Raw genomic sequence first — 26,535 nt, 5'->3', positions numbered from 1 at the left:
AGTCGAGGGAAGGGGGCCTTCACGCGCGAAAAGGACATCCAACGGACAAGATTTCAACTGCTTGTTGACCTCTTCAACAGGCAGTTGTAGCGTCGGCGACCATCCCGAGGCACTGTGGAGGTCCGTCATGCCGTCGACGCCGCTCACCCTGACCCGAACCTGGCGCTTGGCCGTACTCACCGGCGTGGCCGCGCTCGTCACCGCGGCCTGCGGAGGCGGGCCTGACGGTGCCGGAGGCCGGCAACCCGCCGCCACTCCAGGCGCGCCCGCCGCGATCCCCGACACCACCGCGTTGATCGAGGCCGTCCAGAAGGACGCCACCGTCGCCTCCGCCCTGCCCGCGAAATACACGCAGGCCGGGATGCTGCACCTGGCGTCGAACCTGCAGTCCGCGCCCAACAACTTCTACGCCGCCGATGGCAAGACCCCGATCGGCTACGAGGTCGACCTCGCCAAGGCCATCGGCAAGAAGCTGGGCGTCACCGTGCACCACCAGGACATGGCGTTCGGTTCGCTGATCACGAGTCTCCAGTCCGGCCGCGTCGACCTCACGATGGCCGCGATGAACGACACCAAGACCCGGCAGGCGCAGATCGATTTCGTCGACTACTTCTCCTCCGGTATCACGATCATGGTCCGCAAGGGCAATCCCGACCAGATCGCCGGCCCGGACACGTTGTGCGGCAAGAACGTCGCCGTCGTCCAGGGCACGAGTCACCAGAAGTTCGCCGAAGAGCAGAACGGCAAATGCGCGCAGGCGGGCAAGCCCGCGCTGACCGTGACCGCGACCGACAGCGACACGCAGAACCAGAACCAGCTCCGCACCGGCCGGGTCGCCGCCATCCTCAACGACCTGCCCAGCGCGGTCTACATCTCGCGGACCGCGGGCGAGGGCAAGTTCTTCGAGGTCGTCCCCGGTGAGCCGATCAACGGCGGACCGTACGGCATCGGCGTCAACAAGGAGAACAAGCCGCTGGCCGAAGCCGTCCAAAAGGCACTGCAGTCCCTGATCGCCGATGGTGGCTACGGCAAGATCCTGCAGGCCTGGGGCGTCGAGCAGGGCGCGGTCAAGGAGGCGAAGCTCAATGGCGGAAGTTGAGCCACTGCCCATCGTCCGGCTGCGGCATTGGGGCCGCTGGGTCAGCGCTGTCGTCATCCTCGCGCTGCTGGCCCTGCTCGGGATCGCGCTCGCGAACGCCCAGATCCAGTGGGATTCCGTCCCGGAGTTCCTGTGGTACCGGGTGATGGCGGTCGGCCTGCTCAACACCGTGCTGCTCGCGGTGATCGCGCAGGCTTCGGCGATCGTCATCGGGGTCGTGATCGCGCTGATGCGCCGTTCGGCGAATCCCGTGGCGCGCTGGTTCGCGGCGGGCTACATCTGGCTGTTCCGTGGGCTTCCGGTGCTGCTGCAGATCCTGATCTGGTACAACCTGGCGCTGGTCTTCGAGTTCATCTCGATCCCGCTGCCGTTCGGCGGCTACCTGCTGCACGAGCAGACCAACGTGCTGATCACCGCGTTCACCGCCGCGCTGCTGGGCTTGGCGCTCAACGAAAGCGCGTACATGGCGGAGATCGTCCGCGCCGGGCTGAACAGTGTCGACAGTGGACAGACCGAGGCCGCCAAGTCGATCGGGATGACGCCGCTCGCCACGTTGCGCCGGGTGGTGCTGCCGCAGGCGATGCGGGTGATCATCCCGCCGACCGGCAACGACTTCATCAACATGCTCAAAGGTACGTCGATGGCCTCGGTGATCGGCGTGACCGAGCTGATCCACGCCGCCAACAACATCGCCTCCAACAACCTGCTGGTGATGGAGACCCTGCTCGCCGCGGCGATCTGGTACATGGTCGTGGTGACCGTCGCCGGGGTCGGGCAGCACTATCTGGAGCGTGCCTTCGATTCCGAAGAGCGGGCGAGCGGCCCGTTCTCGCGTGCCGCCAAGGCGTTGCGCACCGCGCCGCTGGTGAGGAGTGAACGTGTCTGAACCCCTGCTGCGGGCGGTGGGTGTCCGCAAGAGCTACGGGCACACCGAGGTGCTGAGCGGGATCGACCTCGAAGTCCACAAAGGACAGGTGGTCTGCCTGCTCGGGCCGTCGGGTGCCGGGAAGAGCACGTTCCTGCGCTGTATCAACCATTTGGAGACGATCGACGCCGGGCAGGTCTGGGTCGACGGCGAGCCGATCGGCTTCCGGCTGCGTGACGGCAAGCTGCACGAACTGAGGGAGCGCGAGGTCGCCCGGCAGCGGCGCGGTATCGGCATGGTGTTCCAGCGGTTCAACCTGTTCGGGCACCGGACGGTGCTGCAGAACGTCGTCGAAGGGCCGGTCCGCGTGCTCGGGGTCGCGCCGGACGAAGCTCGCGAGCAGGCGCTCGAACTGCTGGAACGGGTGGGCCTCGCGCACCGGGCCGGCGCCTATCCGGCGCAGCTGTCGGGCGGGCAGCAGCAGCGAGTCGCGATCGCCCGGTCGCTCGCGATGAAACCGAAGCTGATGTTGTTCGACGAGCCGACGTCGGCGCTCGATCCGGAACTGGTGGGCGAGGTGCTGGCGGTGATGGGTACGTTGGCCGCGGAGGGGATGACGATGGTCGTGGTGACGCACGAGATGGGGTTCGCGGCCGAGGCCGCCGACGAGGTGGTGTTCATGGCCGACGGCGCGATCGTCGAGACCGGGCCGCCGGATCAGCTCCTGAGCGATCCGAAGCACGAGCGCACCAAGCAGTTCCTGGCGCGGGTCCTCGCATGACGCGGATCTCCCCGCGGTACCTGCTGCAGTTCGGCGAACCGGCCGGGTACCTCGACTTCGCCCGGTTCGGCCCGCCGTCGCACGCCGTACTCGACACGACCGCGAGCCTGCTCGACGCCTCCACGAAGGCGGGCCCGTCCACTGTGGACGACCTGATGCGGCAGGAGACCAGGGCCAAGGCCGCGGCCGCACGCCTTTCCGGCAGCGACACCGACCACACGGTGCTGTTGCCGCACACCAGTCTCGGACTGTTCCAGGCGGCGTTCAACGCCCCGGCGGGTGAGGCGCTGGTCTCGGCGTCGGAGTTCCCGGCCAACACCTACCCGTGGGCGCGCGCCGAACAGGCGGGACGGCTCACCGTGCGGCGGCTGCCGCTGGGACACTTCACGGCGGACGCGGTCAAGGCGGCGTTGACGCCGGAAACGTCGCTGGTCAGCGTGAGCGCGGTGGACTTCCGCACCGGCTACCGTGCCGATCTGGCGGCGATCCGGGAAGCGATCGGCGACCGGCTGCTCGTCGTGGACGGCATCCAGGGTTTCGGGGTGACCGAGGCGCCGTGGGAGGTCGCCGACGTGCTTGTCGTCGGTGGCCAGAAGTGGCTGCGGGCGGGCTGGGGCACCGGATTCGCCGTGCTGTCCGACCGCGCGCTGGAGCGGATGGAACCGATCCTGTCCGGCTGGACCGGCGCCCGCGACCCGGGACTGTTCGACGACGAGATCCATCCCGCCGACGACACCGCGGCCGCGTGGTCGATCTCGAACCTGAGCCCGATCACTTCGGGGGCGTTCGCGGCGGCTCTGGAACTGGTCGAAGAGGCGGGGGTCGCGGCCATCGCCGCTCGGATCGCCGAACGCGTCGGTGAACTCGAAGAGGTCGTGAAATCCGTTGGGGGAGAGGTGGTTTCGGCCGTCGAGCGACGCGCCGGGATCCTCGCCTTCAGCTGGGAGGGGCACGCCGCCGAACAGGTGGGTTCCGCGCTGGCCGCCGCCGGGATCGCCGCGACCGTACGGCCGGAGCACGTCCGGCTGTCCCCGCACGCGTCGACTCCGGCGAGCGCGGCGGAACAGCTGCGCTCGGCGTTGGAACGGCTGAAGAAACCGCTCCGCGTCTTTGAGACGCCTGTCGTCGCGTCGGCGGCTTCGGCGGATCTGCTCACCGCGCTCGTCCCGGCGGTGCACGCGCTCGCCGCGATGCTGGGACCGGGCAACGAGGTCCTGCTGCACGATCTGAGCAGGCTGCCGGACTCGATCGTCGCCATCGCCGGCGACCTCACCGGCCGGACGGTCGGCGGTCCGATGACGGATCTGCTGCTGGGCCTGGTCCGCCGCGGCACCACACAGGACCTGACGAACTACGAGACCCACGGCCCCGACGGCCGCGCGATCCGCTCCTCGACGCTGTTCCTGCGGGACGCCGACGGGGTCGCGATCGGCTGCCTGTGCGTGAACCGGCTGTCCGACGGCTCGCCGAACGCCACCGGTCACGAACCCGAGACGTTCCCGCCGGACGTCGACAGCCTGCAGCGGTTCCTGGTCGGGCGGGCGGTGGCGAAGGCCGGGATCCCGGTGGACCTGATGAAGAAGCGGCACAAGGCGGCCGTGGTGCGGGAACTGGACGAGGCGGGGTTCTTCCTCATCAAGGACTCGGTGGACCACCTCGCCGGGGAACTCGACGTCACGCGGTACACGATCTACAACTACCTGAACGAGATCCGGGGCAGCTGACGCCAGGACACGCGGACCGGCCCCGGCAGCACTCGCGCGTGCAATGAAAGGTCCTTTCCTTGCAAAATTTGCAAGGAAAGGACCTTTCATTGCACTACTACCGGGGCTACCTCAGGAACGACTCCACGGCATCGGCCGCCCGGTCGATCCCGCCGTTCCCGCGTGTCTCGGCCTGAATCTCGGCAAGACGTGCGGCCACTTCAGCAGACCCGGCCACGCGCTCGACGGCGGCCCGCAGCGTCGACGCCGTCACCTCGTCGGCCGGAAGCTGCTCACCGACACCCAATTCCGCCAGTTTCGCCGCGTTGCCGAAGCCGTCGGTCGCCAGCGGGATCGCGACGGTCGGCACGCCGTACCACAGCGATTCCGTGCTGCCGCCCATACCGGCGTGTGTGATGAACGCCGACGCGGCCTCCAGCACCGCGAGCTGCGGGACGAACGGGTGTACCTCGATATGCCCTGGCAGTGGCCCGAGTTCGGCCGGATCGGTCTGGCCGATCGAGATGACCACGTGCCAGTCCGAGTCGCGGAACCCGTCCACGCAGGCGCGGAACAGGTCGATCTGGTCGGTGAACGCGGTACCGAGCGACATCAGCAGGACCTTCCTGCCGCTCGCGGGCGGAGTCCAGCTTCGGTCGGCCAGTCGTTCCGGATCCAGCGCCGGGCCGACGAACCGGACCGACGACGGAACCCGGTCGACGTTCGGCTGCATTGCCTTCGGCAGCAGCGCGAGCACCTGCTGTGGATGGGAGATCCAGTCCCAGGCGTCGGCCTCGATGCCGTTCTCGTTCAACCACCGCGTAAACGTGGCGAAATAGTCCTTTCCGGACGGTGAGGTCCGGATCGTCTCCAGGATCTCGGCCATGTCCTCTTCGTAGCCGTCCCAGGCGACGTACGTGGGGGACAGTTGCACCGCGGGAACGCCGTAGCGCCTGCCCAAGATCGGTGCCGGAAGCCCGCCGATGTCGTACAGCAGCAGGTCCGGCCGGTTCTCGTCGTAGAAATCGGTCAGCACCGGCATCGCCTGGATGCCCTCGTCGAGGAAGACCCGCATCTGCGAGGCGGGGTCCTCCGGCCACGCGGACTGGTCGCCGAGCGGGAGGATCGACGGATGCGAGACGACCTCGGCACCGGTCGGTTCGATCAGCCCGGTGAGCGGCTCGCCCACGGCGTAACTGACGCGGTGCCCACGAGCGACCAGCTCACGGATGACGGCCAGCGACGGGTAGATGTGGCTCGGCGCGGTGCAGCCGATCATCGCGATGTGTTGCTTCTGCATGATGTCCTGTCTGTGTCCGTGAAGGAATGACAGACGGCGCGCAGAAAAGGGGCCCACCCGATCGCGGGCGGCCCTGCGGTCACGCCGTCTCAGGCGGTGCGCATCCGGATGTAGTAGGTCATGATCGAAATCCTAGCGCGCCCCGCGCGGCCTCCCAACCGATTAACCGGTTGCCCGGTTTGCCGCGATCGGGACCCCCCGTTGGTAGGGACCTTCGCCGGAGGGGTTCCCGCGGTCGCCCACGTGGATAGGGTTTCGGGGCTTCACCTTTGGAGGGAAAGGGAGAAACCGTGAGACGTGTTCTCAGCACCGCGCTGGCCGTGGCCACCCTGGCCGCGGTCGCGGTGACCGCACCGGCTGTCGCCGCGGAAGAAGCGCAGCCCACCGAGACGATCACCTGGGGACCCTGTACCGATCCGGCGTTGATCAACGCCGGCGCCGAATGCGGCTACCTGTCCGTGCCGCTGGACTACTCGAGGCCGCGCGGCGAGAAGATCCAGCTCGCGCTCAGCCGCGTCAAGCACAAGACGCCGGAGGCGCAGTACCAAGGCGTCATGCTCACCAATCCGGGTGGCCCCGGCGGCTCCGGGCTGCTGCTCGCGACCCGCGGCACGCGGGTGCCGAACCACGCCGGCGACGCCTATGACTGGGTCGGTTTCGACCCGCGTGGCGTCGGCTCCAGCAAACCCGCGCTTTCGTGCATTCCCGACTACATGGACTACAACCGGCCGAACTACGTGCCGACGACACCGCAGCTGGAGAAGACCTGGCTGCAGCGCTCGAAGTCCTACGCCGAGGCGTGCGCCAAGAACAACAGCCGCGCGCTGCTCGACAACATCAAGACGACCGACACGGTCAAGGACATGGAGAGCATCCGCAAGGCGCTCGGCGCGGAGCGGCTGAACTTCTACGGGTACTCCTACGGCACCTATCTCGGCCAGGTCTACGGGACGCTGTTCCCGCAGCACGTGCGCCGGATGGTCCTCGATTCCACTGTGGACCCGCGGAATGTCTGGTACCAGGCCAATTTGAACCAGGACGTCGCCTTCGACGTCAACATCAACATCTGGTTCGGCTGGGTCGCGCAGCATGACGACGTCTACCACCTCGGCAAGACGCAGGCCGCGGTGAAGCAGGTCTTCAACGAGCAGCTGAAGAAGGTCGCCGCCGTCCCGGCGGGCGGGTTCATCGGACCGGACGAACTCCTCGACGTCTTCCAGCAGGCCTCGTACTACCAGCTGCGGTGGACGCTGCTCGGCGACGCACTGGCGAAGTTCGTCAACAAGGGTGACTGGCAGACCATGAAGGGCCTGTTCGAAGCCTTCGGCGGTCGCGGTGACGACAACGGGTACGCGGTCTACCTCGCCGTCCAGTGCACGGACGTGAAGTGGCCGCAGAGCTGGCAGCAGTGGAAGTTCGACAACTGGCGGACCTACCAGAAGGCGCCGTACTTCACCTGGCAGAACGCCTGGTTCAACGCGCCTTGCCTGTACTGGCCCGCGAAGCCGGGCAAGCCGGTCAAGGTCGACGGCAAGAAGGTGCCGAGTGTGCTGATGATCGGCGAGACGCTCGACGCGGCGACGCCGTACGAAGGCAGCCTCGAGGTGCGTAGCCGCTTCCCCGGTGCTCGCCTGATCGGTGAGCCGGGCGGGACGAGCCACGCGATCACCCCGCGCGGCAACGCCTGCGTCGACAACCGGATCGCCGACTACCTGGCGACCGGTGCGCTGCCCGACCGCAAGCCGGGGCGGACGGCCGACGTCGAATGCGCGCCGTTGCCGCTTCCGGTGCCGCCACCGGCACCGGCTTCGGTCCCTGAGGCCGCCACCTCCCGGGTGCCCGCCTAACCGCCCAGCGAATGCGCGTGAAGGCCCCCTTCCCTCGGCTCAGCCGAGGGAAGGGGGCCTTCACGCGCTCCGGGGTTTTCAGGGCAGGGGACTTTGTGTTACAAAGTGCGTATCGACTTTGTATTTCAGAGTGCTCGAAGGGGGAGAGTCATGGCGGACGCGTTCAGCCTCGAAGGGCTGACGAAGCGCTTCGGTGACGTCCTGGCCGTCGACGACGTCAGCGTGCGGGTCGCGCCGGGGGAGGTGGTGGCGCTGCTCGGGCCGAACGGTGCGGGCAAGTCGACCACGGTCGACATGCTGCTGGGCCTGACCAGGCCGGATGCCGGCCGGGTCCGGGTCGCCGGGGTCAGCCCGGCCGAGGCGATGGACCGGGGCATGGTCGGCGCGATGGCGCAGAACGGGACGCTGCTCAGGGACGCCACGGTCGCCGAACTCGTCGGCCTGTTCTCGTCCCTGCACCGAAGTCCGCTGCCGGTCCGCGAGGTGCTCGAACGCGCCGGCGTCTCCGAGTACGCGAATCGCCGGTGCGGGAAGCTCTCCGGCGGCGAGCGGCAGCGGGTGCGGTTCGCGCTCGCGCTGGTCGGCGATCCGGATCTGCTGGTGCTCGACGAGCCGACAGCGGCGATGGACGTCGAGGGGCGGCGACGGTTCTGGGCGTCGATGCGCGAGTACACCGAGACCGGCCGCACCGTCCTCTTCGCGACGCATTATCTCGCCGAAGCCGAGGACTACGCCGATCGCGTCGTGCTGATGCGCCACGGCCGGGTCGTCGCGGACGGACCGGTCGGCCAGGTCAGGGCCGCGGTCGCGGGCCGGGTGCTGCGGGCCGTCGTCCCGGACGCCACCGAAGCCGCGCTGTCCGTGCTGCCGGGAGTGTCGCGAGCAGTCCTGCGGGCCGGGCACGCGGAGCTGAGTTGCGCCGATTCCGACGCCGCGATCCGCGGTCTGCTGCGCGAGTTCCCGCTCGCCGCGGACATCGAAATCACCGCTGTCGGACTGGAAGAAGCCTTCGTCGCACTGACCGCCGATGCGCCTGAAGGGCAGAACACAGATGAAACCGAGGGGGCCTCGCGATGAACATGAGCTACTTGGCGCTGGAGATCAAGCGCATCGTCCGCAGCCCGCAGTTCGCGTTGTTCACCATCGGCATGCCGCTGGTGATGTTCCTCTTGTTCGGCGGGATCTTCGGTGCCCGCGAGATCGCTCCCGGGATCTCGACCGCGACGGTGACGATGGTGAACATGGCCGCGTACGGCGCCATGACCGCCGCGCTGTTCACCGGAACGCGTGTCGCCACCGAGCGCACCGACGGCTGGCAGCGCACCTTGCGGCTGACGCCGATGCGGGCACCCGGCTATCTGATGGTGAAGGTGTCGGCGGGACTGTTCGTCGCGCTGCCCGTGCTGCTGGTGATCTTCGCGGCCGGGATGATCCGCGGCATCCGGCTCGACACCGGCCAGTGGCTGACGATCTTCGGCGCGTTGTGGCTCGGCGCGCTGCCGTTCGCAGTGCTGGGCCTGATGATCGGCCTGTTCGGCAAGGGCGACACCGTCCAAGCGGTGACAGGCGCGCTGATGCTGCCGCTCGGCATGTTCGGCGGGCTGTGGATCCCGCTGCAGATCCTGCCCGGCTGGATGAACACCGCCGGACATCTCATGCCGACGTACTGGCTCGGCGAGCTCGGCCGCGCGCCGGTGCTCGGCGGTTCGGGTGTGCCGGCCGCCGCCGGAGTGCTCATCGCCTGGCTGGTGGTGCCCGCGCTCGTGGTGATGGTGAGGTTCCGGCTCGACACGGCGAGACTGTGAACGCGTGTTAGTTTTCCGAAGTGGTGGAGCATGAACGGGACGACGACGCGCGGCCGATGACGCCCGAGGAGTCGCTCGCGCTCATCGCCAAGCAGGCGGAGGAGACCCGCCGTGGGATCGGGCCGAATCCGGCCGTGCTGCTCGCCGTCTGGGGTCTGGTGTGGTTGCTCGGTTTCGGGCTCATCTACCTTTCGGCCCCGCCGACTTCGCTGACACCGCTGTGGCTGGCCGCGACTTTCGCCGTCGTCGCCTTCGCCGGAGCCATCGCGTATTCGGCGATCTACGGCATCCGAAGCGGTCGCGGCGTCCGCGGTCCGTCGCGGCTCGTCGGGGCGATGTACGGGTGGAGCTGGATGATCGCGTTCGGCGGGCTGACGGTGGTGAACACCGCGCTGATCCGCCTCGGCCTCGACCCCGGGCTGATCCCCTTGCTGTGGTCGGGAACCTCGCTCATCCTGACCGGCCTGATGTACCTCGCCGGCGGAATGCTGTGGCAGAGCAAACTGCAGTACGGCCTCGGCGTGTGGATCATCGCGTGCGGCGCGGCGAGCGTGCTCGCGGGCGGACCGCACAACTTCCTCGTGCTGAGCCTGGCAGGCGGCGGTGGCTTCCTGGTGGCGTCGCTGGTCTTCCTGGTGCGGTCGCGATGAGCGAGGACGGGTTGCCCCAGCTCGATCCGGTGATCCACGCGCAGGCACGGCTGCGGGTCACCGTGGCGCTGTCGAGCCTCGGGCCGGGCGACAGCATCACTTTCCCGCGCCTGCAGCAACTGCTGGACATGACGCCCGGCAACCTGTCGACGCATCTGCGCAAACTCGAGGACGCCGGGTATGTCGAGATCACCAAGGCCTTCGAACATCGCACACCGGTGACACTGGTCGAGTTGACCACCCGGGGCCGCGCGGCCTTCGAGGAGTACACGAAAGCCCTGCACCGTCTTCTCGAGGTACCGGGCGATGGGCGGGTATGACCGGTGGGTCATCCACCTCGACATGGACGCGTTCTACGCCTCCTGTGAACAGCTGACCCGGCCGACCTTGGCGCAACGCCCGGTCCTGGTCGGCGGCGCGGGCCCGCGCGGCGTGGTCGCCGGGGCGAGCTATCAGGCACGCGAGCACGGGATCAAATCGGCGATGCCGATGTCGCAGGCCCGGCGGCTGCTGCCGCCCAACGGCGTCATCCTGCCGCCGCGGTTCGCCCTGTACGAACTGCTCAGCACGCGGGTGTTCGACCTCGTCGCCCAGTACGCGCCCGTGCTGGAACGGATCTCGCTCGACGAGGCCTTCGCGGAACCGCCGTCGCTGGCCGGGGCGTCGTCGGATCAGGTCCGCGAGTTCGGTACCCGCCTGCGGGAGCACATCCGCTCCGAGATCGGCCTGGTGGCTTCGATCGGGGCGGCGTCGGGCAAGCAGGTCGCGAAGGTCGCGTCGGATCTGGCCAAACCGGACGGGTTGCTCGTCGTCGACCAGGGCACCGAACGCGATTTCCTCGCGCCGCTGCCGACCAGGGTGCTGTGGGGGATCGGCCCGGTGGCGGAAGGGAAACTGCGGGCGATCGGCGTCCGGACACTGGGGCAGCTGACCGCGTTGTCCGACGCCGACGCGGTGTCCACTTTGGGCAGTGTGGTCGGCAGGGACCTGCGGCGCCTCGCCACCGGCGTCGACGACCGGCCGGTGTCCGACCGTGCGGAACTCAAGCAGGTCAGCGCGGAAACGACGTTCGACCGGGACCTGATCGACCTGGTGAGCCTGCGGCGCGAGGTCCGCGACCTCGCCGTCCACGCGCACAAGCGGCTCGTCAACGCCGAACGGGTCGCGCGGACGGTGGTGGTGAAACTGCGGCACACCGACTTCAGCACGGTGACGCGTTCGGAGACGATGGCGTCGCCCACCGACGAATTCGACCAGCTCGCCGCGATGGCGGAACGACTGCTGATCGACCCGTCGGACTTCGGTGGCGTACGGCTGGCCGGAGTCGCGTTTTCCGGGCTTTCGGTGCCGCATCAGGATCCGCTGTTCACCCTGTCGGTCCCGGTGTCCGATGTGTCCACTGTGCCCGTCGTCTCGCGCGCGCCCGCCCCGGTGGTCGCCTCGACCGGTTGGCGGCCGGGGGACGACGTGGTGCACGAGGAGTTCGGGAGCGGATGGGTGCAGGGCGCCGGGCACGGACGGGTGACCGTGCGGTTCGAGACGCGGTCCAGCGGCCCCGGGGTCGCCCGGACCTTCGTCCAGGAGGACCCCGCCCTTCGCCGGGGCGACCCCGGTGACTGCCTCGCCTGACTCCGCATCCAGAGAACTGAACGCGAGGGCTCCGGTTTGACGGCGAGTGACCTCGTTAAGGCAGGATGGACGACAACTGTCACCCGAACGAGGGAACCGATGATCGCCAGCCGCGCCCGCCACACAGCCGCTCTCCTCGGCGTCGCCGTGCTGCTCGCCGGGTGCGAAGGAGCCCCTGACCAGCCGCCCGCCGCGTCAAGCGCCCCGCCCGCGCAGGCGAGCCAGGCGCCGGATGGCTCGTTCACCGTGGTCGCGACCGGTGACGTGCTCATTCACCCCGCGCTGACCGATCAGGCCAAGGAGGACGGCAACGGCGAGATCGACTACCGGCCGCTTCTGGCCGGGGTGAAGCCGCTGATCTCCGGGGCCGACCTCGGTATCTGCCACCTCGAGACGCCGCTCGCGCCGAAGGGCGGCCCGTACAGCGGCTACCCGTCGTTCAGCGCGCCGCCCGAGATCGTCGACGCGCTCAAGGACACCGGGTACGACACCTGCTCGACGGCGTCCAACCACACGATCGACCAGGGCGCGGAGGGCGCCAAGCGGACGCTCGACGAACTCGACGAGGCCGGTCTCAAGCACACCGGTTCGGCGCGGTCGGCGGAAGAGGCGAAGAAGCCGCTGATCGTCGACGTCAAGGGGGTGAAGGTCGCCCAGATCTCCTACGCCTACGGGTTCAACGGCATCAAGGTTCCCGCCGGGAAACCGTGGCTGGTCAACCAGATCGACGCCGACGCCGTCATCGCGGAGGCCAAGGCCGCGCGCGAGGCGGGCGCGCAGGTCGTCGTCGCGAGCCTGCACTGGGGCACCGAATACCAGCACGACCCGACCTCGGAACAGCGCTCCCTGGCGAAGAAACTCCTCGGCGACGACGCGATCGACCTGATCGTCGGGCATCACGCGCACGTCGTGCAGCCCTTCGAACAGATCAACGGCAAATGGGTCGCCTACGGCCTCGGCAACAGCGTCGCCCGGCATTCGGAGCCGAAGGGCTCGACCGAACAGGGCGCGGCCGCGCGGTTCCGGTTCGTGCGCGATGGAGAGCGCTGGAAGGTCGACAAGGCCGAGTACGTCCCGACCCTGGTGCAGCTCGGCCCGCCGATCCGGCTGCTCGACCTGACCGCGGGGCAGCGTGGGGACGCCGGGGCGGAAGCACTCAAGGCCACCGCACTCAAAGACACCGACGAGGTCGTCCTCAGCCGCGGCGCCGGTGACCAGGGGCTGACCCGCCCCGGCCGCTGAAACACGGGTGGGCCGGAGTTTTCGCCCGGCCCACCCGTGCTTTTCCGCGCCCGTCGTCAATATCGTCGTCGCACCACCAGTTTCGCGAGGGCCGCGAGCTCGGCGCCTGGGCGGGGCACCGGATTCGCGACGGCGAGATGGTGCAGCGCGCCGGTCAGGAGCGCGTCGGCCTGCTCCTGGCTCCACGCCCGGCCGCCCGCCCGTTCCACCAGCTCCGCCGCGTGGGGCAACTCCGCGGCGTCGAGGTTTTCCTTGCGGTACAAGGCGTCCAGCTCTCGCCCGGCGTCCGTCCCGGAGTGGAGCGCGGCCACCACCGGCAGGGACTTCTTCCGGTTGGAGAGATCCGAGTGGACCGGTTTCCCGGTCACCGCCGGGTCACCCCAGATCCCGAGCAGATCGTCGATGTGCTGGAACGCCAGCCCGAGTGCCCTCCCGTACTCGGTCAGCCGGTCGACCTGATCCTCCCTCCCTTCCCCGGCGAGCGCGCCGAGCGTGCACGACGCCCCGAGCAACGCGCCGGTCTTCCCTTCGGCCATCCGGACGCATTCGGCGGTGTCGACGTCACCGCGTTCTTCGAACTTCAGGTCCGCGCTCTGCCCTTCCAGCAGGTCGATCACGGCCGTGCTCAGCACCCGCAACGCGGTCTGCCCGAACGGGGACAGCACCTCGAAGGCCTGCGACAGCAGGGCGTCCCCGGCCAGGATCGCGGCGCCGGTGCCGAAGACGGTCCAGGCCGTCGGGCGGTGCCGCCGGGTGGTGTCGGCGTCCATCACATCGTCGTGCAGCAGGGAGAAGTTGTGCACCAGTTCCACCGCGACCCCCACCGGGACGGCGATCTCGGCGTCGCCGCCGACCGCCTCGGCGGCCAGCAGCACGAGCGCCGGCCGCAACGCCTTGCCACCGTCCGAAGTGGACGGACGACCGTGCTCGTCCCACCAGCCGAAGTGGTAGCCGGCGATCAACCGCATCGACTCCGGTAGGTCGCCGACGGCTTCACGCAGCGCCGGATCGAGCAGATTGCGGCTCCAGGTCAGTACTTCGCCGGCGGGCCGGGCGCCGGTGCGGGTCTCGATGGTCGTCAAGAAATCCACCCGTCGTCGTGGCGGTTCATTCCGCCATGGGGAACTGCTGATCGCATATTCGCGGCTACCCATTCGAGTGGGGTACGCACAAAATGAACATAGCAAGCGGTAATCCCGGCACAAACACTCGATCGGGTCTCGGGGTATGTTCACCTGTTTGCCGGATCGGTACTGGTAGGCGCTGTTCGCGAGGACCGTTCGGGCGACGAGGCCGGTCGGCCCGCCGGTAAGCGTGCACGCCGGTGACGTCCCGTGGTCGTGTCTCACCCGGTCGTGAAGCCGTTCTCTCCAACCGGTGACGCGCCTTTCCGGCGGGTGCCGTAAATCGTTTCGCGTGCTGAGAAATTGCGCCAGGAAGGTGATGATCGACAGGGTGCGCTCCGCCGCGAGTATGAATTGATTCAATTGCCCTTTTCGTCGCCTCGAACAGTGAACTAGTTTCAGCACTCTTCGTGAGGGATGGAGTCGAATGGGCATTTACCTGACCGGCATCGCCTGGGTCGTCGGCGCGGCGGCCTTCGCCGGGTTCGTCGGCTACCTCGTCCGCAAATTCGGCTGGGACGAGGGACGGCGTGACAACAACGACGCCGCCGGCCAGGTGTTCACCATCGTCGGCGGGCTGCACGCGGTACTGGTCGCGTTCATCTTGATCTCCCTCTTCGACTCCGCGAGCGCGGCGCGCGAAGGCTCCTACCACGAGGCGGACAGCCTCGTCGCCGCCGTCTGGGCCGCGGATTCCCTGGGGCCGGAGGCCAAGGACGAGGTGCGGAAGCTGAGCGCGGAGTACATCACCACGGTCGAACAGCGGGAGTGGCCGTTGATGGCCGTCGGCGACAAGACCGTCCCCGACGCCGGCTGGGCGCGACTCGACCAGCTGCGCAAGGCGGTCGAGAAGGCGCCTTCGGACGACGACTGGGTCCGCGAGCGCAAGGCCGAGGCGACCACCCAGCTCTGGCAGGTCTACGAGGCCCGTCAGGCCCGGCTCAACGCCGTCGAAGGCAGCCGGGTCGGCGGTGTCGTCTGGTTCGCGCTGATCCTCGGCAGTCTCATCTCGGTGCTGCTGCCCAACCTGTTCGGCGGCACCCGCCTCGCCGCGCATCTGGTCATCGTCTCCACCCTGGCCGGCACGATCACCCTCCTGCTGTTCGCGATCTATCAGCTGCAGAACCCGTTCGGCGGCGGGGTGCGGATCCCGCCCGACGCGTTCACCGCAGCACGGGCAAGGCTCGTTTGAGCGTCGTGGACGGGGTGACGCGGGCCGCGGCGACGGTGGCCGTCGCGGGGCTGGTCGGCACCTCGGCGCTGCTGGCCCCGATGGCCGCGCGCGCCGCCGAATCCTGCCTGGTGGTGCAGGCCGAAACCGGGTCGCACGAGAAGTCGAAGCTGCGCTGGCTCGACGTCGGCTCGGGGACCACACTGCGCGTGACCGAGCCGGGATACCGGCTCAACGCGCTCGGCTACTCCGCGACGAGGGACCTGATCTTCGGCGTGGCCGAAAGACTCAGCGGGGGCGCGCACGCGGTGACGATCGATCGTGACGGGGGCACCCGGGATCTCGGCCTGATCACCCGCGCCGGGAACCGGTTGCCGGTGTGGAGTCCCGTCGCCGGGGTGACCGCCGGTGCGATCGGCGGGAATTACTGGTATCTGCTCAGGAACGGCACACTGTACACAGTGGACTTGACGCCGGGGGAGCGGTACCTGCGGGTGATCCGGACGGTGTTCCTGCGGCCGATCACCCTCGCCCACGACGTCGACGACTTCGCCTACCACGACGGACTGCTCTACGGCGTTTCCACCACCTGGCACGGAAAAGGCGTCGTGATCACCATCGATCCGGCGTCCGGCAAGGTGCGCGAAGTCGACGACGCCCGGTTCCCGCCGGCCGACGTCTACGGTTCCGTCGTGCTCGGCCGCGACGGCGCCGTGTACGCCACGGCGAACCGGATCGGCGGACGCAGCGTGCTCTACCGCCTCGACCGCGGCGGCCAGGTGACCGAGGTGCGGTCGGGGCCGCCGCTGGCGGGTTCGGACGCGGCCGGCTGCCTCACCGCCCCCGAAGTTCCCGAGCAGCCCAAGCCGGAACCGCCCAAGCCGACACCGACTCCGACACCCACGCCGACCCCTGCTCCTACCTCCGCACCGGTGCCTGCTCCCACGTCCCCTGCGCCATCGCCTGCCCCTGGTCCGCGCCCGGCGCCGACCTCCGGCCCGACGCCCACGCCCAGCCCGGCTCCGCGGCCCACTTCCGCGCCCAGGGTGATCCAGCCGCCCGCTCCCGCGCCGAAACCGACACGTTCGGCGCTCGCCCAGAAACGCGAGGAAGCGGAGGAGGCCGACCCGCACGCCCGCACGAAGGAGAAGCGGCGGTGGGGGCTGACCACCCTCGTCCTGATCCTCGGCGGCGCGGCGGCGGCCGGTGCCGCCAGGCGGGCCCGGTGAATCAGTACTTGAACTGGTCCACGTTCTCGCGGGTGATCAGCAGCGGATCACCCAGCAGCACGGTCTTGGTGGCGGCGTCGTACTTGATCGCCGGGAGTTCGAGGTTCACCTTGTTCGACGGGCCGAGCTGCCTGCCCTCGGCGATCTGCTTGCCTGCCCACGCGGTGAGGTAGCCGAGTGATTCGACGTTCCACAGCACCGAAAGGGACGCGGAACCGTCCAGCAGATACGGCTTGATCGCCTGCGGCGTCCCGACGCCGACGGTGAAGACGTGACCGATCTTCTGCTGGGCGCGGACCGCCTCGGCGACTCCCGGTGCGGACGTCGTGCACTCGCCGACCAGGCCGGTGAGATCCGGGTACTTGACCATCAGGTCCTTGGCCAGCGCGGTGGCGTGGTCCCGGTCTTCACCGGCGTAGACCGTCTCGACGAGCTGCGCCTGGGGGTACCGGGCAGCCGTATAGGCACGCTGGACGGCGATCCACGCGTTGAGGTTCTCGGCGCTCTCGCCGCAGGAGACGATCGCGTACTTGCCCGCGCCGCCCATCTTCTTCATCAGGGCGTCGGTGAGCGCCTCGCCGATGCCCTCCGGCGTCGCCTGGTTGACGAACAGTTCGCGCTCGGTGCCGGGCGCGTCGGTGTCCGAGGTGATCACGTGGACGCCCTTGGCCCGCGCCTCGGCGATCGCCGGTGCGATCGCCTTGGGATCGTTCGGGGCGATCGCGATGACGTCGACCCGCTGGTCGACGAAGCCGCGCACGATCGAGACCTGCGCGGCGGGGTCGACCGTCGCCGGACCGGTCGAGATCCATTCGACGCCGAGCTGCTTGGCGGCGGCGTGCCCGCCGGTGTTCATCGCCTCGAAGTACGGGATGCCCGCGACCTTCGGCACGAACGCGATCCGGACCGGTTTGGCCGCCGTCCCGGCAGGCTCCTCGTTGTCGCAACCGATCAGCCCGAACACCATGCCCAAAGCGAGCACGGCCGCCACCACGAGCGTCTTCGTCGGCCCTCGCATCTCCACCCCATAGTCACGGAACTACCTGAACCAGCCGATCGGTCTGCGCGCGGTGGAGACCTCCGGCGAAACTAGGGTCTCCGGTTACCCCGGTCAACCGGATGAGCGCAAAGGGTTACGGAAGTGAGTTCATCGACCTGGTCCGATTACCGAGTCGGCCTACGGGGGTGACGATGAGTGATCGGGAGAGCCGCGTCACTGCGCCGCATATACGGGTAGGGGGTATATTGATTCGTATGAACGAGACACGGCATGGAGCAAGCTGGTCGATGGCGGCGGCGGCGACCCTGCACTGCCTCACCGGCTGTGCGATCGGCGAGGTCCTCGGCATGGTGATCGGCACGGCGCTCGGCCTGCACAACGCGGCGACGGTCGTCCTGTCGATCGCGCTGGCCTTCGTCTTCGGTTACGCGCTGACGATGCGCGGCGTGCTGAAGTCGGGCCTGCGGCTCGGCGCGGCGCTCAAGGTGGCGCTGGCCGCCGACACCGTTTCGATCGCGGTCATGGAGATCGTCGACAACGGCGTCATGGTGGTGGTGCCGGGCGCCATGGACGCCGGGCTGGGGAGCCTGCTGTTCTGGGGTTCGCTGGTGTTCTCGCTGGCCATCGCGTTCGTGCTGACGGTTCCGGTGAACAAGTGGATGATCGGGCGCGGTCTGGGGCACGCGAAGGTCCACGCGCACCACGCGCACTGACGAGGCGTTTCACGGACCGGTGGAGAGGTCGATCGCCTTGTCGATCTCCGCGGGCATCAGCACCCGAAGGATGCCTTCGAGCAGGTAGTAGTCGCCGTAGGGCAGTGAGACCTCGACGCCGTCCTCTGCCGGGCGATTGCGCGTGCCTCGCGCCATGATCGCCTCGGCGCGGGTGGATCCCGTGGTCAGGCAGGTGTCGCACAACGCCGTGAGGATCCGGATCGCCGCCTCGCGGTAATGCGGGCGGTTCGCGACCTTCGCCAGGTCGAGCAGTCCGCACGCCATCACCGCTCCGGCGGAGGAGTCCTTGATGTCGTGCGGCGCCTGCGGGGCGAGGTAGTCCCACACCGGCACGTTGTCCGGGGTCAGGGCGCGGAGCGCGAAGTCGGCCAGGCGCTGCGCGGTCCGCAGGAACAGCGGATCGCCGGAGCGCCGGTACATCGTGGTGAAGCCGTAGATCGCCCAGGCCTGACCGCGCGACCAGCACGACGCCGGGCCGTAGCCCTGCACGGAGTTAGGGCCGATCTCGGCGCCGGTGTCCGGGTCGAAGTCGAACACGTGCGGGGTCGAACCGTCCGGGCGCAGGAAGACCCGTGCGGTGGTTCTCGCGTGGGAGACGGCGATGTCGAGGTACTTCCGGTCGCCGGTCTGCTTGCTCGCGAAGGTCAGCAGGTCCAGGTTCATCATCGTGTCGACGATGACCCGGCCGGCGTTACCCGGCGTGCCGAGCGCGCCCCAAGCCCGGATGAACCTGCCCTTTTCGTTGTAGCGCTGGATGAGCGACGCGGCGGCGTTGAGCGCGCCGGTGCGCCACTTCTCGTCGCCGGTGAGCCGCCAGCCGGTCACCCAGGAGGGATAGAACAGGAATCCGAGGTCGTGATCGCGCGTTTCGTGCTGGCGCGGCGCGAGCTTTTCCGCGGCCGCCATCGCGAGTGCCCGGAATTGCGGATCGCCACTGTGGATCGAGGCGAGCCATAATGTCCCCGGCCAGAAACCGCCGATCCAGCCGCCGTTGGTGGAATAGGTCCATTTCTCGAATCGGGTGATCTCCGGAAAGGCTGTCACACCCGGCGCGACGGCTCGCAGTTTGGTCACCGCGTAGTCCGCCGTTCGGCGGAAAGTCCTTATCCCGTCGGCTTCTCGCTCCGCGGCGCCGGCCGCCGGAGTGAACGCCGTCGCCGCGACGGCGGCACCGGCGGCGGTACTCAACAGGGTTCGCCGGGAAACGCTCACGATGCCCGCCATTCGTCAGTGGGAATGCGTCACGGGAGTTTCGCACGGCGGCCGAGCGCTTGTGAAGACCATTCATGGTTGTGAATAAAGGCGCCGTTCAGTGGGACGGATCTGGCTGATTCGGCGTCGCCGGGCGTGTGCCGTGAAGGCCTCATTCCCTACCTTGAGAGTAGGGAAGGAGGCCTTCACGACTCCCCAGCACCGGCCACCAGCACCGGAATGAAAAGGGCGAAGGCCCGGCGCAATGGGGGTGCGCCGGGCCTTCGCGTTCAGGGGGTCACGCGCATTTGGGCGCGACGGGCAGGTCCGATCCGGTCTGCAGGTAGGTGTCGGAGATGTAGTGCCCCGGGCCGATCCGGTCCCAGATGTTGCTGGTACCGAATTTGCCGGTGACGGTCTCACCCTCGACGTAGCATTCGATGTTGACCTTCGCGTAGTTCGCCGCGAGGCCCTTGATGGTCGCCGTGGTGCTCGCCGAAGCCCGCACGTTCATCGGGTCGCCCGCGGTGCTGACGACACCGGTCGGGCCGGAGCCGGTCCACAGGTAGGAGACGTTGACCCAGCCGTTGTCGGTCATCTTCAGGCCGTCCCAGAAGGTGCCGTCCGCGAGGTCGATGCCTGCCGGGTTGGCGGGCCTGCGGCCGAACTCGTCCTTGCCGCCGTTGTAGCCGTCCTGGTACGCGGCCTGTGCTTCGGGCTTGCCCTGCGGCAGGTCCTTCCACATCTGGCGGGTGGCCGAAGGGTTCCAGTAGTCGTCCTTGGTGTTCCACGGGCCGACGTCCCACACCGGCGCGTACTCGCAGCGGCTGTTGTCGGTGCGGCAGATGCGGACGGTGTAGTTGCCGGTGTTCTTGGGCGCCAGGCCGCGGCCGGAGGGCAGCGCGACGAAGTGGTCGCGGGATTTGATCACGTGGCCGTTGGCGGTGGTTTCCCCGGTGAGGCCTTCGCGGGTGCCGAACACCTTGTAGGTCAGCGGGGCCGCGGCCGCGCCGATGTCGTTCGTCTGCGGGCCGAGTTCGCCCTGGAGCGTGACGTCGCTGACCTTCGCGGTCAGTCCGTCGTTCACGGTACGCAGTCCGATGCGGACCTGGACCGTGGAGACCGAAGTCGACAGCTGGGCGGCACCGCCCTCGGTGGGGGTCCATTCGGTCCAGTCGTTCGAGTTCAGCTTTCCGCGGACGTCGACCTCGACGGCCGTGCCCTTCGGCGCCTCGGCGGTCACCTGCGCGGTGACGCGGTTCACCGGCTTCCCGAGCTTCTGCTCGGCCAGCAGCAGGTAGCCCTGGCTGCCGATGGAGTCGGGCTTTCTGTGCCAGGCCGCGTTTTCCAGGCTGAGCACGCCGCCATCGCTGCGGACGTTGACGTCGTCGCCGTCCACAGTGGACAGGTCGGCGCGCCAGCTTCCTTCCGGTGCGGCGTTCGCGGGGTTGGCGGCCAGCGCGGTGACCGCCCCCATGGCCAGCACGGCCGCCATCACACGGCGGGCCTTCACGGTCCGGACCATTCCGGTCTCCCTTCGAGCACTCTCGGTTGCTACGAAGGGAGCTTCGCCGGGGCCTGTACACGATCGATACAAACGCAATTCGGCACCTGGTCGCGCTGCGTACTCGCGCGTCCAAGTGCCGAATTTGTTACGTCAGGCGCTCGCGGAATCGTCGTAAGAGGCTTCCGCGGATTCCTGCAGCCGTGAAGCGAGCGCGGACTCCTGTGGCCGCGCCGAGAGTTCCCGCCACAGCGCCAGCGCGCGTTCCGAGTACGTCCGCGACCGTTCCGGCTGGCTCAGGGCCTCGTGCAGTTCGCCCAGCAACTGCGAAACCTCCGCCTCGGACCGGCGATCCCCGTTGCGCCGGTGCACGCTCAGCGAATTGACCAGCAGCAGTTGCGCGTGGGCCAGATCCCCGCTGTGCAGATAGAGTTCGCCGAGGTTCTGGTTCGCGTATCCGACGCAATGGTCGTCGCCGAGTTCGTTGAAGATCGCGATGGCCCGGTCGACCCGCTCGCGTGCCCCGGCGAGGTTTCCTTGATGCTGCCGCAACATCGCGAGCCGTTTGAGCGCGTGTGCCTCCCGATGCCGGTCGCCGATGGCCGCGGACTGGTCGAGTGCTTCGGTGAACCAGCGTTCCGCATCGGCGAACCGGCGCCGCGCCAGCCACACCGCGCCGATCGCGATCCGCGCGACGGCCTCGCCGTGCGGATCACCGGCCGCCGAGAACTGGTCGAGCGACGCGTGACAATGCTCCAGCGCGACGGTGTCCTCGCCCTTGATCCGCAGCACGGTGCCGAGCCCGGCCAGCGCGATCGCCGCCCCCCGCGCGTCACCGATCTTGTCGAACAGCAGCTGCGACTGCTCGAACGCGACCAGCGCTTCGGCGTAACTGTCCTGGTACAGCTGGATTTGACCGAGGTTGCGCTGGATGATCGCCTCGCCCCGGACCTCGCCGGACCGGCGGGCCGCGGCCAGCGCCACAGCGTGCGTGTGCAGCCAGTCGTCCTGGTGCCCGCGCTGGTCGAAGTACGGCGCGAGCGCGGCGGCGAGCCGCCAGGCGAGCGCGTCGAAACCGAGGTCGGCGGCCAGCGAGACGGCGGCGACGCAGGTGTGCCGCTCGGCGGCGAACCACGCGGCCGGATCCTCGACCAGCCTCGCGGTCCCCGGCGGGAGCGCGGGCTGGACGGCGGTGTCGTCCCGGTAGAGCCCGAAGAAGTGGATCGGCATCCGGTCCGCGGCTTCGACCGCGAGGGCGAGATAGCCCTCCAGTACTCGTTTGGTGGCGTCGCGTGCCTTCGCCGGGACGTCCTGTGCCCGCAGTTCGACGGCGTAACACCGCAACAGGTCGTGCAGGCGATAGCGCGGCTCACCGGTGCCGTCCGAGCCGGCGAGTTCGACCAGGTGGGCGTCCACCAGTACGTCGAGTACGTCGTCGGCGTGGGCCCTGTTGAGCAGGGCCGCCACCGCCCAGGCGGGGAACTGGACCGAGCCGAGCCCGCCAAGGCCGCGGAACGCCGTCGCCGCCGACATCGGCAGAAGATCGTAGCTGAGCGTGACACTGGCACGGACGGCCAGATCACCGACGCGGAGTTCGTCGAGTCTTCGCCTCTCGTCCCGCAGCCTGTCCGCCAGTACGCGCAGCGTCCAGCCTGGCCGGTGGGTCAGCTTCGCCCCGGCGACCCGGATCGCCAGCGGCAGGTACCCGCACTGGCGCAGGATCGCGGCCGCGCACTCCGGTTCGGCGGCCACCCTGTCCCTGCCCACGATGCCTTCGAGCAGCTCCTCGGCCTCGGCCTCGGACAGGAGATCGACGTCGACCGAGGTGGCCCCCGCCAGATCCGGCAGGCGGACCCGGCTGGTGATCAGCACCGCGCAGGTGCCCGCGCCGGGCAGGAGCGGCCGGACCTGGGCCGCGCTGCCCGCGTCGTCGAGGACGACGCACATCCGCGTACTCGCCAGCCGTGACCGCAGCAGCGCCGCGCGTTCGGGAAGCTCACGCGGCAGGCCCGCGTCGGGGACACCCAGCGCACGGAGCAACTCGGCGAGCACGCTCATCGGCGGCCGGGGCGACGACGACGTCCCGGCGAGATCGACGTGCAGCTGGCCGTCCGGGAAGAACTCCCGCACCGCGTGCGCGACCCGGATCGCGACCGAGGACTTGCCGACCCCCGGCGCCCCCGAAAGCACCACGATCGCCGGTTTTCCCTGTTCCCGCCGGTGGCGGAAGAGCTCGACGAGGTCGCCGACCACCACGTCGCGGCCGGTGAAGTCCGGCAGGTCCAGCGGAAGCTGGCAGACCGGCGCCATCGACCGGGGGAGTGGGGCGGCCACGGTCTCCGCGGCCGCGGACGGCGCCACGCCCAGTGAAGCCCGCACTTCCCGCAACCGTGGTCCCGGCCCGGTGCCGAGTTCCTCGGCCAGCACTTTCTCGGCCATTTCGTAGGCCTCGATCGCGTCGGCCGTGCGGCCGTCGGCCCGGAGCGCGACGATCAGCTGCTGCCAGAGTTCTTCGCGCAGCGGATGCTCGGTGACCAGGCCGCGCAGTTCGGCGACGGCTTCGGCGGCCCGGCCGAGTTCGATCCTCGCCCGCAGCCGTTGTTCGGAGACCGCGAGCCGCGATTCCGTCAGCCGGGCCACCGTCGCGCCCCAGCCGTGGTCGTGGGGCAGCCCTTCGAGGACTTCGCCACGCCACAGCGCTTCGGCTTGATCCAGCAGGTCGAGAGCGGTTTCGGCCTCGCCCCGGCCGAGCGCGTCCTGTGCCAGCGCGGCCAGTTCGCCGAACCTGATGTGGTCGATCTCCCCAGGTGAAGCTTTCAGGATGTATCCGGACGCCCGGCTGCCGATCCGTTCCCCGAGTCCGGGATCGTGATCGGCGAGGCGTTTGCGCAGTGAATGGACGTAGGTGCGGATGTTCGCCGCCGCCGAACGGGGAGCCGACGAGGGCCACAGGACCTCGATCAGCAGTTCGGTGGAGACGACGACGTTGGGTTGGAGAAGCAGCGCAGCGAGCAGCAGACGCGGTTTGGGGCCGCCGAGCGGCACCACCTGTCCGTCCACCGCCACTTCGAGCGGACCGAGAACGCGAAACCCGAGAATAGTCACCTAAACCGCCAATACGGCAGGAGCCCCATTCCGCCGATCGTATTGCCGTACCGCCATGGTTGACTAGATCCATTCGCATGCATGTGCAGACAGTCGTGCGGGTTTGTACGGGATGTGTACGACTCCGGTCGACGCTGCGGCCATGAAGCGTTCAAGTATCCGGCGGCTCGCCGGTTTCTTCCTCGTGCTCGCGACGGCGGGTGCTTTCGGCCTGGCCGGCGCGACCCCCGCGCTGGCCGCGGCGACCGGGACCGTGAAGACGGCGGGCGATCCGCTGAACGTGCGCCGTGCGCCGAACACGGCATCGACCGCGGTCCGTACGGTGGCCAACGGTGCCACGGTGACCATCGACTGCCAGACGATCGGGACCTCGGTCACCGGTCCGCTCGGCACGACGACGTTATGGGACTACGTTCCCGCGCTCGGTGGTTACATTTCGGACGGATATGTCTACACCGGCTCCGATCAGCGGATCGCGCCCGACTGCGGGGTCGGTTCCGGCAGTGCCGAATGTTCCACCGGTGCCTGTGCCGGCGAAGGGCAGTTCCGTTCATCGGATGCTCATTTCCTGGTTTACGACCAGGAAGCCGACGGCAAGTCCGCCGTGGTCGCCTACTGGACGAAGGGTGGCGCCGGCCCGTTCTACGTCTGGGCCTCCGGAGGTAACGGCACGCACGTCGACAAGGCCGTGCCGGTGGCGAAGGGTTCGTGGGTCTATTACAAGGTCTGCGTCGCCAATGCCGCCGCGAATCCGGTACTCGAGGCCTGCAGTGGCGGCATCACCGATTACGCCGCGTGAAATTCCTCCCCGTTCTTTCCCCACTTCGAAAGGTTGAATTCTCATGGGTCAGGTGAACCGGCGGGCGGTACTCCTCGGTGGAGCCGCGGCGGTTTCGGCGGCGGCGTTGTCGTCGACATTGCCTTCGTGGGCGAACGCGAGAACCATGGCGGCGGCGCCCGCCATCCACGATCCGTTCCAGCTCGGTGTCGCCTCGGGTGACCCGCTGCCGGACAGTGTCGTGCTGTGGACGCGGCTCGCCCCCGCCCCGTTGAACCCGGACGGTTTCGGCGGGATGCCGGACGCTTCGTACACAGTGGACTGGGAGATCGCGAACGACCAGGCGTTCTCCTCGGTCGTCCAGAGCGGCACCGCGACCGCGGCCCGCGCCTCCGGGCACAGCGTGCACATCGAGCCGGTCGGCCTCGCGCCGGGACGCGAGTACTTCTACCGTTTCAAGACCAGCGGGTACATCTCACCGGTCGGCCGGACGCGGACGGCGCCCGCCGCCGGTGCGGCCGTCGATCAGCTGAAGTACTGCTTCTCCTCCTGCCAGCACTGGGAGGAGGGCTGGTACCACTCGTACAAGGGAATGCTCGCCGACAACCCGGAACTGGTGCTGTTCCTCGGCGACTACATGTACGAGAGGAAATCCGGGCGCGCGGCCGCCGAACTGAACCCGCGCAGACTCGCCTTCTCCGAGGACGTGACGACACTGGCGCAGTACCGCGCCCGGCACGCGCAGCACAAGACCGACGCCGACCTGCAGAACGCGCACGCGATGGCGCCGTGGATCGTGGTCTTCGACGACCACGAGGTGATGAACAACTGGAACGGCACCACCAGCCCCGCCACGGCCGAGCGGAAGGCCAACGGATTCCAGGCGTTCTACGAGAACATGCCGATCCGGTCCACCGCCAAGCCGAGTGGTTCGACCATCCGCCTGTACCGGCAGTTCTCCTGGGGCAACCTCGCCCGGTTCCACATGCTCGACACCCGGCAGTACCGCAGCGCGCAGGTGCCCGACCCTTCCGGCGACGCGGGGCCCGCGTGCACCGACATGCGGTCGACGTCGCGCAGCATCCTGGGCACCGCGCAGGAGGCGTGGCTGCTGAAGGCGCTGGAGACGGCCCCGGCGAAGTGGGACTTCCTCGGCCAGCAGGTCTTCTTCGCCACCCGTGACGGCGACGGGAACAAGGCGACCTGTGAGAGCCCCGACTCCTGGCAGGGTTACGAGGCTTCCCGCGACCGGATCGCGAAGGGCATCGTGGACCGCAAGGTGCCGAATCCGATCGTGCTGACCGGCGACGTCCACCGGCACTGGGCCGCGGATCTGCGTCGCGACTACTTCAACCACAGCGACCCGGTGTTCGGTTCGGAACTGGTGACGACGTCGGTGACGAGCAACAGTGACACCGCGAGCGATCCGTCGTCGACGTGGCTGTCGAACAACCCGCACATCAAGTACTGCCGGGGAAAGCGCGGCTATGTCCGGGTGACCGCTTCGCAGGCGCAGATGCGGGCGGATTTCATGACGGTTTCGGACACCGCCGAGTACGACTTCTCGAAGGTGACCTTGGCCGCGGACCGCAGCTACGTCGTCGAGGCGGGAAAGCCGGGCCTGCAACGGGTTTAGCGCCTCTGCGAGGGGCGATTCGGGTTAGCGCGAACCCTCGTTCAGGTACTGGGAAGCGCGTGAAGGCCCCCTTCCCTCGGCTCAGCCGAGGGAAGGGGGCCTTCACGCGCAGCCGGTGCGGCTGGTGGTGCTGCTGAGGCTC

General features: G+C 68.7%; 22 protein-coding genes. 16 read left to right on the top strand and 6 right to left on the bottom strand.

Translation table 11 applies throughout. The annotated features are described in order from the left end of the window. Window positions 1–127: 127 nt before the first annotated feature. The 4 genes from ACZ5ZX_RS16080 to ACZ5ZX_RS16065 are packed head-to-tail and all read left to right on the top strand — an operon-like array spanning window position 128 to window position 4,469. Window positions 128–1,099, top strand: a complete 972-nt coding sequence (locus tag ACZ5ZX_RS16080; RefSeq protein ID WP_465502763.1) for an ABC transporter substrate-binding protein — start codon at window positions 128–130, stop codon at window positions 1,097–1,099. Beyond that, window positions 1,086–1,985, top strand: coding sequence for an amino acid ABC transporter permease (locus tag ACZ5ZX_RS16075; protein WP_465502762.1), 900 nt, complete (start codon window positions 1,086–1,088; stop codon window positions 1,983–1,985). The genes ACZ5ZX_RS16080 and ACZ5ZX_RS16075 overlap by 14 nt, the downstream gene beginning before the upstream one ends. Continuing rightward, a complete protein-coding gene (locus ACZ5ZX_RS16070; RefSeq protein WP_465502761.1) occupies window positions 1,978–2,745 on the top strand; it encodes an amino acid ABC transporter ATP-binding protein in 768 nt (255 codons plus the stop codon). Before ACZ5ZX_RS16075 ends, ACZ5ZX_RS16070 begins: the two co-directional genes overlap by 8 nt. Then, window positions 2,742–4,469, top strand: a complete 1,728-nt coding sequence (locus tag ACZ5ZX_RS16065; RefSeq protein ID WP_465502760.1) for an aminotransferase class V-fold PLP-dependent enzyme — start codon at window positions 2,742–2,744, stop codon at window positions 4,467–4,469. The genes ACZ5ZX_RS16070 and ACZ5ZX_RS16065 overlap by 4 nt, the downstream gene beginning before the upstream one ends. A gap of 106 nt (window positions 4,470–4,575) precedes the next feature. Here the strand turns inward: ACZ5ZX_RS16065 and ACZ5ZX_RS16060 are convergent, their stop codons facing one another. Then, a complete protein-coding gene (locus tag ACZ5ZX_RS16060) occupies window positions 4,576–5,748 on the bottom strand; it encodes a macrolide family glycosyltransferase (protein WP_465502759.1) in 1,173 nt (390 codons plus the stop codon). Window positions 5,749–6,038: 290 nt separating this feature from the next. On the opposite strand from ACZ5ZX_RS16060, the gene ACZ5ZX_RS16055 reads away from it, so the two are divergent. The 7 genes from ACZ5ZX_RS16055 to ACZ5ZX_RS16025 all read left to right on the top strand — a co-directional run bounded on the left by ACZ5ZX_RS16055 (window position 6,039) and on the right by ACZ5ZX_RS16025 (window position 12,921). Continuing rightward, window positions 6,039–7,595, top strand: a complete 1,557-nt coding sequence (locus ACZ5ZX_RS16055; RefSeq protein ID WP_465502758.1) for an alpha/beta hydrolase — start codon at window positions 6,039–6,041, stop codon at window positions 7,593–7,595. A 150-nt stretch (window positions 7,596–7,745) separates the two neighbouring features. Beyond that, window positions 7,746–8,672: an ABC transporter ATP-binding protein gene (locus ACZ5ZX_RS16050; RefSeq protein WP_465502757.1), complete on the top strand. Its 927-nt coding sequence runs from the start codon at window positions 7,746–7,748 to the stop codon at window positions 8,670–8,672. Beyond that, on the top strand, window positions 8,669–9,400 hold the full coding sequence (locus tag ACZ5ZX_RS16045; protein ID WP_465502756.1) for an ABC transporter permease: 732 nt from the start codon (window positions 8,669–8,671) through the stop codon (window positions 9,398–9,400). The genes ACZ5ZX_RS16050 and ACZ5ZX_RS16045 overlap by 4 nt, the downstream gene beginning before the upstream one ends. 20 nt (window positions 9,401–9,420) lie before the next feature. Beyond that, window positions 9,421–10,050, top strand: a complete 630-nt coding sequence (locus tag ACZ5ZX_RS16040; protein ID WP_465502755.1) for a hypothetical protein — start codon at window positions 9,421–9,423, stop codon at window positions 10,048–10,050. Then, a complete protein-coding gene (locus ACZ5ZX_RS16035) occupies window positions 10,047–10,370 on the top strand; it encodes a transcriptional regulator (RefSeq protein ID WP_465502754.1) in 324 nt (107 codons plus the stop codon). Before ACZ5ZX_RS16040 ends, ACZ5ZX_RS16035 begins: the two co-directional genes overlap by 4 nt. After that, a complete protein-coding gene (locus ACZ5ZX_RS16030; RefSeq protein WP_465502753.1) occupies window positions 10,357–11,679 on the top strand; it encodes a DNA polymerase IV in 1,323 nt (440 codons plus the stop codon). Before ACZ5ZX_RS16035 ends, ACZ5ZX_RS16030 begins: the two co-directional genes overlap by 14 nt. A 99-nt stretch (window positions 11,680–11,778) precedes the next feature. After that, the gene (locus ACZ5ZX_RS16025) at window positions 11,779–12,921 is read left to right on the top strand and encodes a CapA family protein (RefSeq protein WP_465502752.1); all 1,143 of its coding nucleotides are present in this window, start codon (window positions 11,779–11,781) and stop codon (window positions 12,919–12,921) included. Between the two features lie 56 nt (window positions 12,922–12,977). On the opposite strand, the gene ACZ5ZX_RS16020 is transcribed toward ACZ5ZX_RS16025, so the two are convergent. Further along, complete coding sequence (locus ACZ5ZX_RS16020) at window positions 12,978–14,003, bottom strand: family 2 encapsulin nanocompartment cargo protein polyprenyl transferase (protein ID WP_465502751.1); 1,026 nt, start codon at window positions 14,001–14,003, stop codon at window positions 12,978–12,980. 469 nt (window positions 14,004–14,472) lie between these two features. Between ACZ5ZX_RS16020 and ACZ5ZX_RS16015 the strand changes: the two genes are divergently transcribed. Then, on the top strand, window positions 14,473–15,237 hold the full coding sequence (locus ACZ5ZX_RS16015) for a bestrophin-like domain (RefSeq protein WP_465502750.1): 765 nt from the start codon (window positions 14,473–14,475) through the stop codon (window positions 15,235–15,237). A gap of 5 nt (window positions 15,238–15,242) precedes the next feature. Beyond that, window positions 15,243–16,445, top strand: coding sequence for a DUF6923 family protein (locus ACZ5ZX_RS16010; protein WP_465502749.1), 1,203 nt, complete (start codon window positions 15,243–15,245; stop codon window positions 16,443–16,445). Between the two features lies 1 nt (window position 16,446). On the opposite strand, the gene ACZ5ZX_RS16005 is transcribed toward ACZ5ZX_RS16010, so the two are convergent. Beyond that, a complete protein-coding gene (locus ACZ5ZX_RS16005; RefSeq protein WP_465502748.1) occupies window positions 16,447–17,463 on the bottom strand; it encodes an autoinducer 2 ABC transporter substrate-binding protein in 1,017 nt (338 codons plus the stop codon). A 269-nt stretch (window positions 17,464–17,732) separates the two neighbouring features. Between ACZ5ZX_RS16005 and ACZ5ZX_RS16000 the strand changes: the two genes are divergently transcribed. After that, window positions 17,733–18,158 (top strand): DUF4396 domain-containing protein, encoded by a 426-nt coding sequence (locus ACZ5ZX_RS16000; RefSeq protein ID WP_465503100.1) that lies wholly within the window; start codon window positions 17,733–17,735, stop codon window positions 18,156–18,158. Between the two features lie 9 nt (window positions 18,159–18,167). Here the strand turns inward: ACZ5ZX_RS16000 and ACZ5ZX_RS15995 are convergent, their stop codons facing one another. From ACZ5ZX_RS15995 to ACZ5ZX_RS15985, 3 genes are all read right to left on the bottom strand, one after another. Next, a complete protein-coding gene (locus ACZ5ZX_RS15995) occupies window positions 18,168–19,391 on the bottom strand; it encodes a glycoside hydrolase family 88 protein (RefSeq protein ID WP_465503099.1) in 1,224 nt (407 codons plus the stop codon). A 277-nt stretch (window positions 19,392–19,668) separates the two neighbouring features. Continuing rightward, complete coding sequence (locus ACZ5ZX_RS15990; RefSeq protein ID WP_465502747.1) at window positions 19,669–20,895, bottom strand: hypothetical protein; 1,227 nt, start codon at window positions 20,893–20,895, stop codon at window positions 19,669–19,671. A 132-nt stretch (window positions 20,896–21,027) separates the two neighbouring features. Continuing rightward, entirely contained in the window at window positions 21,028–23,979 is a 2,952-nt protein-coding gene (locus ACZ5ZX_RS15985) for an AfsR/SARP family transcriptional regulator (RefSeq protein ID WP_465502746.1), read from the bottom strand. Window positions 23,980–24,121: 142 nt separating this feature from the next. On the opposite strand from ACZ5ZX_RS15985, the gene ACZ5ZX_RS15980 reads away from it, so the two are divergent. Both ACZ5ZX_RS15980 and ACZ5ZX_RS15975 read left to right on the top strand, forming a co-directional pair. Then, the gene (locus ACZ5ZX_RS15980; protein WP_465502745.1) at window positions 24,122–24,778 is read left to right on the top strand and encodes a hypothetical protein; all 657 of its coding nucleotides are present in this window, start codon (window positions 24,122–24,124) and stop codon (window positions 24,776–24,778) included. 43 nt (window positions 24,779–24,821) lie between these two features. Continuing rightward, window positions 24,822–26,393 carry an alkaline phosphatase D family protein gene (locus tag ACZ5ZX_RS15975; protein ID WP_465502744.1) on the top strand — a complete coding sequence of 524 codons (1,572 nt, stop codon included), beginning with the start codon at window positions 24,822–24,824 and terminating at the stop codon, window positions 26,391–26,393. Window positions 26,394–26,535 lie beyond the last annotated feature (142 nt).

Source organism: Amycolatopsis sp. NPDC033938 (assembly GCF_055575975.1).
The sequence above is the reverse complement of the archived record's forward strand: the minus strand, read 5'-3'. Positions and strand labels throughout refer to the sequence as shown.